Below are 15973 nucleotides of genomic sequence, written 5' to 3'. Positions count from 1 at the left end.
AATGATAAGTTTTTTAAATGACTATAACGAAGTTTCTCATCCTAAAATTTTGGATGAATTACAAAAATATCAAAATGAAAAGTTTGAGGGATATTCCAAAGATGAGTTGGTTCAAGAAGCTATTTCAAATATAAAAGATAACTTACAAAATCATGATGTTGAAATACATTTTCTGCATGGTGGGACAATCGCCAACGTTATTGGATTAATGATGACTATGCAGAGACATGAAAGTGTAATTTCGGTCGATACAGGGCATATTGTAAATACTGAAAATGCTTCTATAGAAGCTATTGGACATCAAATTGTTTTAGTGAAAGAAAAAAATGGGAAAATGACAGTTGAGGAAATAGAAAAGGCATTAAATTCTCATTCATATGAATATAATTCTAAGCCTAAGGTGGTATATATTTCAAATGCTACTGAATTGGGAACTGTTTATAAAAGGGACGAATTAAAAAAATTATATGAATATTGTAAATCACGAAATTTGTATCTTTTTATGGATGGTGCCAGAATAGCAAATGCAATTATGTCAAAACATTCGGATTTAGAGTTTTCTGATTTACCAAAATATCTTGATGTATTTACAATAGGTGGAACTAAAAATGGATTTATGTTTGGTGAAGCAGTAGTTTTTGTTAATGAAGAATTAAAAAATATTTATGCTAGAATGGTAATAAAACAAAGAGGTGCATTGTTAGCTAAAGGATTTTTATATGGAATTCAATTTAAGACAATGTTTGAAAATGGATTATTTTTTAAAATTGCAAAGAATGCTGTAGATATGGCTCAAAAGTTAGTATATGTTTTTGAAAAATATAATATTTCTACTGTTTATAATACAGAAGCAAATTTAGTTTTTGTAGAATTAGATAATCAAATACATGATAAATTGTCAGAAAAATTTATGTATCAATATGATGCAATAGATGAAAATAAAGGTTTATGTAGGTTTGTAACAACATGGAATACAAATGAATCTGAAATTGTAGAATTGGATAGAGTTTTAGAGAAGATAATTTACTAAATGGAGGTAAATTTGAATAAAAATATATTTATAATTTTAGCTTGTTTTTCAATATTAATATTATCTTCTTGCACAAGATTTGAAGATAAAAAAGTAGAAACAAAAAAAGAAGTTAAAGTGATAAAAGAAAAAGTTTCCTATTTGTGGGTTAATAAGGATAAAAAAGTATTGGATAAAGATATAAAGAAAAAATCAATACAAGTAGTGAATTCTGCATTAAAGGAAATCTTTGAATTAAAATCTAAAGATAAGCTTTATGAAGAAGAAATAAAAGTATTACCATCCAATATAAGAACGCTTGCGATAGCTACATTTAATACATTTTCAACAGGATTTACAATGACTGGAGAAAAAGGTGTTGAAACATTAAATGAAAAAAATATTGATGAAATTAAGTATATAGATGAAAATAGTTTTTTAATGGATTTGCATTTTAAATATAAAACGCAGGATAATTATGGAAAAGTAATAAACGTAAATGATGGAGATTTAAAGGTTAAATTTGGATTTAAGAATAATACACTTACAATAGAATCATTTATATTTGATTAATTATTTTTTTGTAAAGGAAATGTTGCAAAATAGACAAGAGATTATAACTTGTAAAAATTTTAATAAAATACATATAGAAGCTCTAGATTTAAATATCTAGGGCTTCTATATTAATATAAACAGTATTATCTCATTTTTTATAACCTAACATTTACTATTAATTTTTTTTAATAAATTCAAAAACTTTATCCCAATATTCCTTATTCGAAATGTATATTGATTTAGTATGTCCGGCACCTTTGGAAACTAATTTATCTTTTACACCATTAGTTTTAGCTTCGAAAAGTTTATTCATCATTTCAAATGGAACAAAATCATCTTTATCGCCGTGAATAAATAATATAGGTTTTGTTGATTTTTTTACTGCATCAATAGGAGATGCATCACTAAATTTGTAACCTGCCATTATTCTTGAAAAGATATTAGATGTGTACATTAGTGGGAACTCCGGTAATTTAAATCTAAGTTTTAATTCTGAAGAAAATATATCCCAAGCATTGGTATATCCTGAATCTTCAATAAATAATTTTACTTGATGTGGAGTTTTTTCTCCTGCAACCATCATCGTAGTAGCAGCTCCCATTGACATGCCGTGAATTATTATTTCAGCATTTGGATCTTTTTTTATTATCCAATCTATCCATAATAAAATATCATTTTTTTCCAATAATCCCATCCCAACATAATTTCCTTCTGAATTTCCTGAAGCTCTTAAATCGGGATTTAGTATATTATAACCATTTTCAAAATAATTTTGTGCATAATCATAATTATGTTTGTGGTTTGTTCTATAACCATGTAATAAAATAACCCATTTATTTGTGGTATTTTCAAAATAGTAACCTTTTAATTTAAGATTATCATTTGATTTGATTTCCGTATCTTTTTCTATATTCGCATTTAAAAATATTTTTGTACGTTCCTTTTGAAGTTTGTAGTTTTTATTATTATTAATTGAAACTATGTTAGTTTTTACTTTTCTATTTTTCCCATCTCCCTTTTTTGCAAGGGCATAATTTACGAGAAATGCCGATGCAACTCCTAGTAAAATTAATGATATTATCAATATTGATAATGCAAATAATTTTAATTTAAATTTTATATTTTTCTTTTTCATTTACTTTTATCCTCTAAATATTTAATATTTTTCTTATCTATAATAACATCTTTATAAGTTTTAATAAAGACTGCACCATAAATAATTATTTGACAAATTCCTAGTAACCATACTAAAGCGACTAAGATACTACCAAGTGATCCATAATAGCTGGGAGATCTTTGTAAAGTATCATTTGTAAATTTATAAAAAAATGTTATTAAAGCTATGCCTATAGTAGCAATTATAGAACCAATTAAGGATAGCTTAAACGAAATTCTTTTCCCTTTTTCAAAAGATGGGGCATATCTATAGAAAAATACAAATAGAATTGTAGAAATTATCATAGGCATTAAATTTCCAATTCCGTCAATTAAGTATGCAGAAATCTTGTCAATTATAATTATATTATTAGTAAAATTTTTTACAAGTGAAAGAATTTTTTCATTATATACAGAAAACAGTAAAAGAGATCCTATTACAATCATAAAACCAATTGTATAAAATATAGAAAAAATAACTTCATAATATGGAATTTTACCTTTAGTGTTCACATCAAATATTTTATTAAGAGATCGCACTAGTCCTAAAAATCCTCTTGATCCTAACCATATGGAAGAACCAATTGCAATCAATGAAAGTGATGATGATTGCCCGTTAAAAATACTTTTTACAATTGGCATAAAAATTTTATTTACATCATTTGGTAGGCTTTTCATTAGATTATATATAAATGATTCAAAATTTGGTGTAACATATATTAAAACCTGAGAAAGAAAAGCTAATAGAGGTATAAAAGATAAAAGTAAATAATATGCCAAAAATGAAGAGGCAAAATCTGATTCACTTACAGTTAATAGCTTTATAAAGTACATTACAAAGTTTTTAATTTTTTTCATAATTAATCCTTTCATAATATTAATTTAATAAAAATATGTATAATATATTATATACTATATCATAAATTTGTATGTTATAAAAATCATCAAATATATGTTATAATCATCATGAGGTGTTTATGAAAAGAGATGATAAAGATAAAATATTAATAGAAAAGAGAAATACAAGGTATAAAAAAAGAAATATAAAAATAAAATATAATTATAAAAAGCTTGTTATTTTTGGTTTTGTATTGTTATTTTTTATAATAATATTATTGCTTATTTTTACAAAGATATTTAGTTTAATTGGAAATCTAACAAGTAAATCTGCTATTAAAAATAGCAATAATCAAATCAAAGATAAAAATCTAATTTCAAATGATAGTAAATTAAAAAATGAAAATTCAAAAGTATTAATTAAAAAAATTGAAGATATTATGAAAAATTCAGAAAATGTATTGAAAACAGAAATTAAATCGTTTATTGATAATCAAAAATTGAAAAAACAAAATATTAATATTGGATATTTAAATTTAAAAGATAAAGATAAAAAGATTATAAAAATTAGTGAAACTAATTTAATACCTATGAATAACAACAACGTATTTATAATTTCAATGATTGCTGAGGATTTGTTTAAAGAAAAAAAATTGGATTATAGTATGAATATTGATATATCTAAATTTGTTGAAAAAGATGAAAAAACAATTATTACATTACAGCAATTAATCAGTGATATGATTATAAAAGGAGGAAATTGGAGAATAAATTTGGTTTTAGAAAAATTAAAGACTAATGTAAATGATTGGAAAACATATGCTAATAAAAAATATAAAATTTTAATCAACAAAGAAAATGAAATGAAAATTGAAGATATTTTTAAGATTTTAAATTTAGTTTTGAGTAAAAAAAACAATGAATTTATTTATCCATATACATATAATAATTTATCAAATTCAGCAGAACATTATGATAGTATATATAAAATTTATTTAAATAATTTTATGGGCTTTGTTGGAAGTTATGAATATGCTTATAATTTAGAATTGGGATTTATTTTAGGAGAAAAGCCATTTATGTTTTTGATACAAACGGATTATTCTGATTCAGGTATTCCTTCTGCTATAAGAGAGATTTTATTCAATTGGAATCAAAAATATAATAAATAGTTGACTTTTATAAAATAAATTGTTAATATATGTTTATTAAACGCAAAGATGAGAAGAGTATTTATATCCTCTTTATTTACAGAGAGTCTAGCAAGGTGAAAGTAGACAATAAATGGTATAAAGAATAAAGACTTTGAGCAGCGTTTCGGATACATTATTTGTTGATGAGGCGACGTGGTTTGCACGTTACAGCAAAGGAGTATGGTAGTACTTGCTAAGGTATATATTGTGAAATATATATAAATTTAGGTGGTAACACGGAGTTTATGCACTTCGTCCTAAGTCGAAAGACCGGACGAGGTGTTTTTTAGTTTAAATTGAATATCTATGTGAAATAAATAAATATATTTTTGGAGGGGAAATGAGAAAGAGAGTTTTTATATTATTGCTTTTATTTGCAACATTTTTGACAGTTATTCCATTTCAGAAAATAAATGCTGGTAATAAAAAAGTTTTAAGAGTAGGAATGGAAGCTGCATATGCTCCGTTTAATTGGACACAGAAAGATAACTCTAATGGTGCGATAAAAATTGAAGGATCAAATTCATTTGCAAATGGATATGATGTGCAAATTGCAAGAAAAATTGCAGATAAATTAGGAATGGATTTAGTAGTTGTAAAGACTGAGTGGGATGGATTACTTCCGTCTGTACAATCAGGGAAAATTGATGTAATTATTGCAGGAATGAGTCCAACTTCTGAAAGAAAGAAGGAATTAGATTTCACACAAAATTATTACGAATCAAAATTAGTTTTAGTTACAAAAAATGGTGGAAAATATTCAAATGCCAAAAATATTAATGAGTTAAAGGGGGCTAACGTTGTTGCCCAATTAAATACATTTCATGATACTGTAATAGATCAAATTCCAGGGGTAAATCATGGAAAGCCTATGACAGATTTTGCAGCGATGAGAGTTGCAGTTGAAAGTGGAAAAGTTGATGCTTATGTTGCTGAGAAACCTGAAGGAGTTTCAGCTGAAATATCAAATAAAGCATTCAAATATATTGAATTAAATCCCGGATTTAAGACAAATCCGGAAGATACATCAATTGCAATTGGAGTGAAAAAAAATTCTAAACTTCTTGCTCCTATAAATAAGGTTCTTGCTGAAATAAGTTTAGAAGAAAAAGAAAAGATAATGGATAAAGTTATTAAAATACAACTTGGAAAAGATAAAGAAGAAAGTATTTGGAATATTGCGATTAACAATAAGTCAGCTTTTATTTCAGGTACAATCAATACAATTGTAATTTCATTTATTGGTACAATTATTGGACTTTTTATAGGTATGCTTGTCGGTATAATTAAGACAATTCCAAAAGTAAAAAATGTGGTATTGAAAATTTTTGTAAATATAGCGAAATTATTCGTTAATATTTATGTTCAAGTTACAAGGGGAACACCAATGATGGTACAAGCTGTTTTATTCTATTACGGATTACAGTTATTTTATGATATAAATATGTCCCCTATGACGTCAGCATTCATAATAGTTTCTGTAAATACAGGAGCTTACATGGCAGAAGTTGTTAGAGCTGGGATAAATTCGATAGATAAAGGACAGGTTGAAGCTGCAAAAGCATTGGGGATGAATCATCTACAAACAATGGTTTATGTAATCCTGCCACAAGTTTTTAGAAATATAATTCCAAATGTTGGAAATGAATTTATCGTTAACATCAAGGATACATCTGTACTGAATGTAATCTCAGTACAAGAGCTATTCTTTTCGACAAAGTCAATTGCCGGAGCAAATTTTAAGTTTTTCCAAACATACTTTATAACATCATTAATATATTTAGTTTTAACATTGAGTATAACATCACTATTACACTTGCTTGAAAGATACTTAAGAGGAAATTCTTCATATAAGAAAATAGAACATGATGTATTAAGCAGTAGTAATTAGGAGGAATATATGGGTATATTAGAAGTTAGAAATATTCATAAATCATTCGGTGAGAATGAAGTATTAAAAGGTATAGATTTTTCCGTAAATGAAGGAGAAGTAATTACAATTATTGGTTCATCAGGATCTGGGAAGTCAACACTTTTAAGATGTTTAAATCTTTTAGAAGAACCAAATTCCGGAGAAATTTTTTTTGAAGGAAAAAATGTTTTAGATAAAAATGTAGATCAAAATAATCATAGAAAAAATTTGGGTATGGTATTTCAACAATTTAACTTATTTGATAATATGAATGTGTTGAAAAATTGCACAATAGGTCAAATAAGGGTATTGAAAAAAAGTCAGAAAGATGCAGAAGAAAAAGCGAAGTATTACTTAAATCTAGTAGGAATGCATGCTTTTCAAAACGCAAAACCATCTCAACTTTCTGGTGGACAAAAGCAAAGAGTTGCAATAGCAAGGGCTTTGGCAATGGAACCAAAAGTTTTATTATTTGATGAGCCGACATCAGCACTTGATCCGGAGATGGTTGGAGAAGTTTTAAATACGATGAAACAACTAGCTGATCTAGGATTTACAATGATAGTGGTAACTCATGAAATGGAGTTTGCGAGAAAAGTTTCAGACAGGGTAGTATTTATGGAAAAAGGAAAAATTTTGGAAGATTTACCAGCGGAAGAAATGTTCACAAATCCAAAATTTGAAAGAACAAGAGAATTCTTGAAATTAGTTTAATTAGAGAGAGATATGGACGAAGATTAACTGTTTATATCTCTTTTTTGTTTAGATTTGTTAAATGGGTAGTTATTTATAATAAAGATTTTTTAGTAGAAAATGGTATAACTTATTTTCTGATATATAACATACTTTATTTAAATAAATAATATATTATTTAAGGGAATGCTGTAAAATAATTAAAAATGTAATTTTATATGTTCAGCTTATAGGCAGTAGTTTAAAATAACTAAAAAAATTTATTTTATTCAAACCATTTTTTTTATAAAAAATAAAAAATATTTGACAAATTTACTAAAAGTATATAATATATTTAGTTGAATGAACATTCATTCAAGAAAAGAATGAAAATATTCATCAAATAAATATGGAGGTAAATAAAATTTAAATATTTTATAAAGTTTAATTATGAAGAAAAATTTTAGTAATAAAATGTTGGTGATTTCTATAATTGCTGTAATGTTTATTCCTTTTATATACTCAGCAATGTTTTCATTGTCTGTTTGGGATCCATATGGTAGAATTGATAGATTATCAGTAGCATTGGTAAATGAAGACAAGGGAACGATAAGTAATGGAAAAGAGATAAATATTGGTAAAAGTTTAGAAAATAAGCTTAAATCCGCTAAAAGTTTTAATTGGAGTTTTGTAAGTAAGGATGAAGCAAAGGAAGGAATTAAAAAAGAAAAATATTATATGGCATTATTTTTAGATGAAAATTTTTCTAAAGATTCTGTAAAGCTCCTTGATACAAACAGAAAAATTAAAATGAACTATATTACAAATCAAAGTAGGGATTATGTAGCAGATTTAATTACATCAAATGGGGTTAAGTCTATTTCTGAAAAATTAAATGATGAGATAACAAAAAAATATTTAGAAACAATCGCAGAAAAAATTGATGGAATAAAAGAAAGTATTGGAAAAGCTAAAGATGGTACTAAAAAGTTACATAATGGGTCTATTAAATTAGGTAATGGTTTAGTTCAATTAGTTGAGGGATTGTCAAAAGTTGCAGATGGTCATGATACTGTAATCGAAAAGGTTAAATTTGCTGAAGAAAAATACGGACAAATTTCGAGTGGATTAAATTTATTAAATTCTAAATATCAAGAGTTTAATAATGGACAATTAAAAATTAAAGATGGAATATATAAAGCTAAAGAAGGAACTACAAAATTAGTAAATAATGGACATAAAATTTCTGATGGATTAAATAAAATTCAAAGTGGATTGACAAATGTTGACTCTAAATTAAAATCATCTATTCAAGAATCTGGTAGTTCAGAAAATATTAAAAAATTAGCAAAACTTCAGGAGGGAAGTGGAAAAATTTCAAAAGGTATTAGTGATTTAGCTGAAGGGTCTGTTAAGCTAAATGATGCTATAAAGAAGATAAATCAAGGGATTCCTAGTGCAGAAATTTTAGAAAAATCTAAAAAAGATGTAAAAAATAAATCTATAGGTTTAAGTAATAGTGAAAAATTTGCCATAATTAGAGCTGTTAATAATGAAGTTAAGAAAATGAGTGACAATTTTTATAATGAGCTTAAATATGATAAAAGTTTCCTATCTTTGAAAAAGGATGAACAAAATAATATATTAGAAAAAGTTAAAAAAGTAGAAAATAATAATATTCAAAGTATTTTGGCAACAGCTCAAAAAGAAATTGGTAAAAAAATAAAGGAAAAATCAGAAGAACAGAAAACTAAAGTAATGGACTTAATAGATGGGTTAATAAAAATTAGAGACGGACTGGATAAAGGGTTGGTACAAGGGACTGAAAAATTATCTAATGGATTAAGTGAACTAAATACGAAATATCCAGAATTTGATAATGGTGTGAGTCTACTTATTTCTAAAGTAAATGAATCAAAATTATCTATTGGAAAATTAGCTGATGGAATTTCTCAATTAAAAGAGGGCAGTACAAAAATAAATACTGGGTATAATAAATATCAGTCTGGAATAGAAGCTCTTGATAAAGGTATGGGAGAAATTTCAAATGGTGGAGATAAGTTAGTTGATGGAAGTTCAAAGATCCAAGATGGAATTCAAAAAATATCAGATGGGTCAGATAGATTTGGTAATGAGTTCTTTTCAAAATTACAAACGGGATTTTCAGAATTATCAGAAGGGGATAAAAAAATTAAAGATGGAACTACTAAGCTAACTGATGGAAATACACAAATTTCGAATGGGTTAAATAAATTGCATAATGGATTAAAAGATGGAAAAGAAAAATTGGATAAATCTAATTTTTCATCAAAGTCATCAAATATTTTAACATCACCAATTTCATTGGAGAAACAGACAAATAAAGTTGCAAATTATGGAACAAGCTTCTTAGCATATCAACTTCCATTAGGATTATACTTAGCATCAATAGCATTAGTATTGGTATTCCCATTAATTAATAAAAATGGAACAAAGGGCATAATTGATAAATTGAAAGTATTGACAATACACGCTGTAGTTTCTGCAATAATTGCAGGAATCGGTTTGCAATATTTTGTTAAAGTACAAATTGCAAATCCATTGCTATTTTACTTATTGATTGTTATAATTTCATTAGCATATACTTATTTTATAGCATTTTTCACATATACAATGGGAGATGTCGGTAAATTTGTTGTACTACTATTCTTTATATTACAATTATCCACCGCAGGAGGAACATTCCCAATAGAACTTTCAAATAGTATTTATGTATTTTTAAATAAACTAATTCCATTGACATATGCTATGAAGGGAATAACTTATACATTATTTACTTCTACAGGATTTGTTCACTATATAAATGCTGTAATTTACATGGGTGTAATGTTTATAATATTCCTAGTATTGATGATAATTGCTTATGTAAAGAATATTAGGAAAATAGAGGATTAATGTAAAAAAGGAGTTTTGACATGGCAGAAAAAAGGAATTCTATTATTGAGGCGACAATTGAATTATTTTCAGATAGGCATTATGATGGAATGACAATACCGATGATTGCAAAAAAAGCAAATATAGCTGTCGGTACAATGTATAATTATTTTGAAAATAAGGAATCTTTAATTAATGAAATATATCGTCAAATCTTTGAAAAATTAAATCAATATTTAATTGAAAATAGTGTAGAAACAGAAGATTATAAAGAAGAATTCAAGCTATGTTATAAAAATTTTTATGAATTTAGCATTGCAAATTCTAAGATAATATTATTTCTAAAATATAATAGTAATGCATATTACATTTCTGAGAAAAGCAAGGAAAGTAAACAAAAAATGGTTTTATTTTTAAATAATTTTATACAAAAGGGAATAAGACTAAATAAAGTAAAAAATATTTCTAAAGAATTATTTTTACCATTGATTTATGCACCTATAGAAATGATAGTAACGAATTATGTAAAAAAAGAAATAGATGATCCTAATAAATATTTTGAAGAAATGTTTGAAATAGTTTGGAATTCTATAAAAAAATAAAATTAAAACAGGGGTATTGCGAAATTTTTTTTAAGAAGTTATTTATTAAACTTTATAGGCATAAATATTTTAATTCTATTTGGTAAATAATTTATATATAGAATTTGGTTATTTATATGATTTATCAAATTGAATTTTTAATAAAATTGAAAGTTGTAACAAATTAATTTTTTGATTATTTTGTTACAGCTTTTATTTTTGTGATAAAATATAATAAAATATTGATAAAGAATAGGAGAAAATCATGAAAAGAGAAGATGCGAAAATTGAACAAACATGGGATATTTCTTTAATTTATAAATCAGTTGGAGAGTATGAACAACAATTAGAAAGATATAAAGATTTAATTTTGAAATTTATAGAAAATTATAAAGGGAAGATTAATTCATTAGAAATATTGAAATCATCAATAAGGGATATGATTGAATTTTCAGAAATTGCTTCAAAAATAAGTCACTATGCAACTTTACCGGTTGAAGCAAATACATTTGATGAAGAAGCCGAAAATAGAGCTAATGATTTAAATCAAATATTTGCGGAATATGGTGCAATGTTAAGCTTTTATGAAAGTGAAATTTTAGAATTAGATACAAAGATTTTAGAAGAAGCAAAGAAAGAAAAAGATTTTAAGGTATTTATTGAAGATATTTTAGAGCAAAAAGCACATACTTTAAGTCCTGATGTTGAAAAAGCATTGAAAAGTTTATCACCAATATTAAATTCACCATATAGATTATATGGTGAAACAAAGTTCAAAGATATAGCATTTCCGGATTTTGAAGCAAATGGGGAAAAGCATTCCTTATCATATAATAAATTTGAAGGAAGTTTAGAATATAGTAAGAATACAGAAATACGAAGAAATGCATTTGAAGCTTTTTCAAATACATTAAGAAAATATGAAAATACAACAGCTTCAGTATATAATACACAAGTTCAAAAAGAAAAAATTATTTCAAAATTAAGAGGGTATGATTCAGTTTTTGATTATTTATTAAGCAGCCAAAAAGTTTCTAAAGAATTATATAACAGACAAATGGATATAATTATGGAAGAGCTTGCTCCGCATATGAGAAAATACGCAAGTATATTAAAGAGAGTTCATAAATTAGATACTATAAAATATTCTGACTTAAAGATGGAAGTAGATCCAGATTATTCGAAAAAAGTTTCATACGAAGAAGCAGAAAAATATGTATTGGAGGGTTTGTCAATTCTTGGAGATGATTATTTAGCAATAATGAAAGAAGCTTTTGAAAATAGATGGATTGATTATGTTGATAGTGAAGGAAAATCAACAGGGGCATTTTGTGCATCACCATATGGCACAAATTCATATATTTTGATGTCATTTAATGAAAATATGTCGGATGTAATGACTTTAGCTCATGAATTAGGTCATGCTGGACATTTTCAATTAACACATAAACACCAAAGCATACTAAACTCTGAACCTTCTATGTATTTTGTTGAATCACCATCAACTACGAATGAATTAATTGTAGAAAATCATTTATTAAATGTTGCTGAAAAAGATAACGATTTAAGAATGAAGAGATGGGTATTATCTCAAATGGTTGCTAAAACATATTACCACAATTTTGTAACACATTTGTTGGAAGCATATTATCAAAGAGAGGTTTACAAATTAGTCGATGAAGGTAGACAAGTTAATGCTAAAATTTTAAATAAAATATTTAGAGAAACTCTAGAGAAATTCTGGGGAGATGCAGTAGAACTTGTAGAAGGATCAGAATTAACATGGATGAGACAACCCCACTATTACATGGGACTATATCCATACACATATTCAGCTGGATTGACAATTGGTACACAAGTTTCTAAAAAAATTAGAGCGGAAGGCAAAGAAGTTGCAAATCAATGGAAAGAGGTTTTAAAACTTGGAGGTTCTAAATCACCTCAGGAATTAGCACAGTTAGCAGGGGTTGATGTGTCAACAGATGCTCCATTAAAAGACACGGTAGCATATATTGGATCACTAATTTCAGAGATTGAAGAAATTTCAGTAAAATTAGGAGAAATTTAGGATATAAGAGCTTGCATAGAGTATAATCATATAAATTTTAGGGTTTATTCTTTAGCAAGCTCTTATTTTTATTTTATTATGTTTAATTTTTAATTTAATTTATTATGCTCTTCAAATCTCAATTTTATAATTTTTTTAATTATTTCTATTACTTCAAATTTCATTATATTCCCATTTATGTATAGAGTTTCAAATTTTTTTGATTTTGGTATATTGAAATCTGCTATAATTAATTCGTAATTTTTATCTTTTATATTTTTATAATATATATCATTATTATTAGATAAGTGCAAATCTAAAAAATTGGGGAATAAAATTTCAAGTTGATTTTTTAGTGAGATAGATTTTTTGTAATTAAATCTACTAATAACAAGGGTTTTAATTTTTTTATTATACTTGTAAAGTTGAGGTAATAAATTATCCCAAGTAGATATAACTGTATATATAAGGTATTCAATATGACATTTTTTTACTTCTCCTTTAATAATTAGTAAATATTTTTTTATAGTTTTTGAAAGTTCCTTCATAAATTCAGGAAATACAATTTGTAATTTTGAAATATATATATTATGTTTATCAAATACTATATAATTTGAATTAAAATTATCATATAAAAAAACATTAGCATTATGTATATATGTTATTAATTCATAAGGATTATTTAGTTTTAAATTAAATTTATCAGATAATTTATATGTTGATTCAAGTGCTTGATAAATTGAAAAATTAATAAGAGTATTTGATTTAGTCTTTTTTATTAAATCTAAAAAAGAAAAAGCAATATCTTTATGTAAGTAATAGTAAAATATATCTATTATATTTTCTTTTGTAAATTCAAGTTCAAACTCTTCAAATAAATTTTTTAATTCTGAGCAATTGTATGCTTCTTGCACTTTTATGGTGTTAAAGTTTTCCTTTATTAAATAAGGTAATACACAATGTCCAGATTTTAATCTTTCAATATGTATAGGATATAAAATAGTCATAATTTCGTTATCTATATATGGAAATTTTTTAACACCGATACTTTTTAAAAAAGTATTTTGCAATTTAATTATTTTTTCTTTATCATATTTTTCAAATGGCCATTCATTATAAGAATATTTTTCTCTAAATAAATGAAACAAAAATGTTCTTATATTGTCTTCATTTCCCTCAAATTGAAAAAGTTTTCTATTTATTTTAAAATCGTAAATTTTACTAACAGATTTATTAAATTTTTTTAGTGCTCTGTAAACAGTTGTTATACTGAAAAATTCATGTTTTGCTATATCATTTAATGTGTTAAAATCATTAAAAAATATCGCTTCAACTATTTTAAAAATAGAAGAGTTTTTTATTATACAACTAAAAAACATCTCTATATTTGCGTTTTTTTTATATTTAACTTCTATATCTGAATTATGAATATTAATATTTAATATTGCACTGTATTTTTGATTAATGGTATTAATATCATTTTTTAGTGTTTTTTCATCAATTTTTAGTTTTTTCATTAAAAATTTTTTATTTACTTTGTCAGAATAAATATTTAATGTCTTTATTAAATTTAAATTTCTTGTAATATTTTTGTTGAAAATACTTATCATTTTTAGTCTCATTTCTAGAAATTTTTTCAAAAATTTGATTTATATTTTTTTTTAGAAAAAATTTTATGGTTAAAAATTTAATTATTTACTATAAATATTATATCATAAATATTTAATTTGACAAAAAAATATTTATCTACATTTTTTAGCCTTATTATTATAAATATTGCTTTAAACCATTGAAAAAAGCTTCTTTTATAAAAAAATAATTTTTTAAATTTTAAATTTTTTTTATAAAAAAAAAATTTAAACATTTGTAAATATTAAAACACATGTAATACAATGTAAAAAAATAAAGGATAACTTTAATTAAATTATTTTTTGTTTTGAGTAAGAAAGTAACAATAATTTATATACGAAAATATATAAGTTATAAACCGTATAATTAAAATTAAAATTTGAGGAGAAGAATTTATTTTAATTATAAAAAAGGGAGGTAATTGTGTATAATCGCAATAATTTAAATAAAAAATCAGAAATAGTTAGAAAGCCTATATATTCAATGCGTAAATTAAGCATTGGATTTGTGTCATGCATGTTAGGGGTTACAATTTTGTTTGGAGGAGTTTCAGTATTAAATACTGGACTGAATGTAGAGTCGGTTGTTATGGCTGAGTCTAATCAAGATTTTAGATTTGTTACACCAACTAAGATAGATAATCAAGAATTACCTGTTGTTTATTTTGTAAAAAATGAAGATAAATTAACATATGAAAAAGCAAGTAAAAGTACTAGGGTAGAAACACAAATTTTAAGTGAAAATAGAGCACCAAGTAAGAAAATTTTTAGAATACATCAAGGTAAATTTTATGAACAAGGAAGGAATAATGAATCAGCATATGAAATGAAAGCTTTGTTATATAGTAATACAAATTATAAGTTAGAATTTTCATATAAGGATAATAAAAATGGGACTATAGGTATAAAAGGGACTAAAAAAGTTGAAGGATCTAGCTATGGAAATAATACATCTGAAGGATACGAAAAAGGTAAAACTAATGATTATAATGTTAAAACTTATAAAATATTAACAGGAAATAGTAAAAATGATTTTCAAAAAGTAGCTAGTGAAAATGCAATATTTTACGGATATTTTAATAAAGGTAGAAAAGATAAAGGAAAGGATTTAGATATTTATATCGCCTATGCTCGTTTAGTTCCGGAAACACCAGTTTTAAATGTTCAAAATAATATAATAAAACTTCCTATAAGTAAATATAGTGGGATGTCACAAAAAGAAGTATTAAATTCTATTAGAAATCAGGAAATAACACCAAAATTGTCTACTAAAAATATTGGAGAAGGATTTGTAATTGATACTGCTAATAATAACAATCCTGTTCCATCAAAAATTAATGAAGAACAATTAGAAGATAAAACAATAAATAGTGTAAATGATACATTTGAAATACCATTAACGGCAGAAAAATGGGGTATAAATATACAAAATAAATTAAATATTTTATTTTATGATGATCTGAAAGATGAT

General features: G+C 24.9%; 12 protein-coding genes and 1 other annotated feature. Of the genes, 9 read left to right on the top strand and 3 right to left on the bottom strand.

The features are described from left to right. Position 1: 1 nt before the first annotated feature. Both ABGF45_RS03740 and ABGF45_RS03735 read left to right on the top strand, forming a co-directional pair. A complete protein-coding gene (locus ABGF45_RS03740; protein WP_134712003.1) occupies positions 2-1030 on the top strand; it encodes a low specificity L-threonine aldolase in 1029 nt (342 codons plus the stop codon). A 12-nt stretch (positions 1031-1042) separates the two neighbouring features. Further along, positions 1043-1582 carry a hypothetical protein gene (locus tag ABGF45_RS03735; protein WP_134712002.1) on the top strand — a complete coding sequence of 180 codons (540 nt, stop codon included), beginning with the start codon at positions 1043-1045 and terminating at the stop codon, positions 1580-1582. Between the two features lie 157 nt (positions 1583-1739). Here ABGF45_RS03735 and ABGF45_RS03730 read toward each other — a convergent pair whose 3' ends face one another. Both ABGF45_RS03730 and ABGF45_RS03725 read right to left on the bottom strand, forming a co-directional pair. Then, complete coding sequence (locus tag ABGF45_RS03730) at positions 1740-2699, bottom strand: alpha/beta hydrolase (protein WP_134712001.1); 960 nt, start codon at positions 2697-2699, stop codon at positions 1740-1742. Further along, on the bottom strand, positions 2696-3577 hold the full coding sequence (locus ABGF45_RS03725; RefSeq protein WP_167554098.1) for a YihY/virulence factor BrkB family protein: 882 nt from the start codon (positions 3575-3577) through the stop codon (positions 2696-2698). Before ABGF45_RS03725 ends, ABGF45_RS03730 begins: the two co-directional genes overlap by 4 nt. Positions 3578-3696: 119 nt before the next feature. Between ABGF45_RS03725 and ABGF45_RS03720 the strand changes: the two genes are divergently transcribed. From ABGF45_RS03720 to pepF, 6 genes are all read left to right on the top strand, one after another. After that, positions 3697-4728, top strand: a complete 1032-nt coding sequence (locus tag ABGF45_RS03720; protein ID WP_134711999.1) for a hypothetical protein — start codon at positions 3697-3699, stop codon at positions 4726-4728. A gap of 36 nt (positions 4729-4764) precedes the next feature. Beyond that, positions 4765-5012 (top strand) — a binding site (T-box leader). A gap of 77 nt (positions 5013-5089) precedes the next feature. After that, complete coding sequence (locus ABGF45_RS03715; protein ID WP_134711998.1) at positions 5090-6640, top strand: ABC transporter substrate-binding protein/permease; 1551 nt, start codon at positions 5090-5092, stop codon at positions 6638-6640. Between the two features lie 9 nt (positions 6641-6649). Further along, positions 6650-7375, top strand: a complete 726-nt coding sequence (locus tag ABGF45_RS03710) for an amino acid ABC transporter ATP-binding protein (RefSeq protein ID WP_134711997.1) — start codon at positions 6650-6652, stop codon at positions 7373-7375. A 408-nt stretch (positions 7376-7783) separates the two neighbouring features. After that, positions 7784-10267, top strand: a complete 2484-nt coding sequence (locus ABGF45_RS03705) for a YhgE/Pip domain-containing protein (RefSeq protein WP_134744327.1) — start codon at positions 7784-7786, stop codon at positions 10265-10267. A 20-nt stretch (positions 10268-10287) separates the two neighbouring features. Continuing rightward, positions 10288-10848 carry a TetR/AcrR family transcriptional regulator gene (locus tag ABGF45_RS03700; RefSeq protein WP_134711995.1) on the top strand — a complete coding sequence of 187 codons (561 nt, stop codon included), beginning with the start codon at positions 10288-10290 and terminating at the stop codon, positions 10846-10848. Positions 10849-11092: 244 nt separating this feature from the next. Beyond that, complete coding sequence (gene pepF, locus ABGF45_RS03695; RefSeq protein ID WP_408112628.1) at positions 11093-12895, top strand: oligoendopeptidase F; 1803 nt, start codon at positions 11093-11095, stop codon at positions 12893-12895. A gap of 89 nt (positions 12896-12984) precedes the next feature. Here the strand turns inward: pepF and ABGF45_RS03690 are convergent, their stop codons facing one another. Further along, the gene (locus ABGF45_RS03690; RefSeq protein WP_167554099.1) at positions 12985-14484 is read right to left on the bottom strand and encodes a helix-turn-helix domain-containing protein; all 1500 of its coding nucleotides are present in this window, start codon (positions 14482-14484) and stop codon (positions 12985-12987) included. Positions 14485-14926: 442 nt separating this feature from the next. Here ABGF45_RS03690 and ABGF45_RS03685 point away from each other — a divergent pair. After that, positions 14927-15973 (top strand): YSIRK-type signal peptide-containing protein (locus ABGF45_RS03685; RefSeq protein ID WP_408125369.1); only part of this gene is annotated, 1047 nt, incomplete at its 3' end.

The sequence above is a fragment of the Helcococcus sp. KG196 genome (assembly GCF_046035495.1).
GTDB lineage: Bacteria > Bacillota > Clostridia > Tissierellales > Peptoniphilaceae > Helcococcus > Helcococcus ovis.
This window is presented reverse-complemented; position numbering and strand designations above follow the sequence as displayed.

Bases quoted from the DNA above. Each gene is read 5' to 3' on its own strand.
- ABGF45_RS03690 (WP_167554099.1), bottom strand. From the start codon at position 14,484: ATGATAAGTATTTTCAACAAAAATATTACAAGAAATTTAAATTTAATA.
- ABGF45_RS03710 (WP_134711997.1), top strand. From the start codon at position 6,650: ATGGGTATATTAGAAGTTAGAAATATTCATAAATCATTCGGTGAGAAT.
- ABGF45_RS03720 (WP_134711999.1), top strand. From the start codon at position 3,697: ATGAAAAGAGATGATAAAGATAAAATATTAATAGAAAAGAGAAATACA.
- ABGF45_RS03705 (WP_134744327.1), top strand. From the start codon at position 7,784: ATGAAGAAAAATTTTAGTAATAAAATGTTGGTGATTTCTATAATTGCT.
- ABGF45_RS03725 (WP_167554098.1), bottom strand. From the start codon at position 3,577: ATGAAAAAAATTAAAAACTTTGTAATGTACTTTATAAAGCTATTAACT.
- ABGF45_RS03700 (WP_134711995.1), top strand. From the start codon at position 10,288: ATGGCAGAAAAAAGGAATTCTATTATTGAGGCGACAATTGAATTATTT.
- ABGF45_RS03715 (WP_134711998.1), top strand. From the start codon at position 5,090: ATGAGAAAGAGAGTTTTTATATTATTGCTTTTATTTGCAACATTTTTG.
- ABGF45_RS03740 (WP_134712003.1), top strand. From the start codon at position 2: ATGATAAGTTTTTTAAATGACTATAACGAAGTTTCTCATCCTAAAATT.
- ABGF45_RS03730 (WP_134712001.1), bottom strand. From the start codon at position 2,699: ATGAAAAAGAAAAATATAAAATTTAAATTAAAATTATTTGCATTATCA.
- pepF (WP_408112628.1), top strand. From the start codon at position 11,093: ATGAAAAGAGAAGATGCGAAAATTGAACAAACATGGGATATTTCTTTA.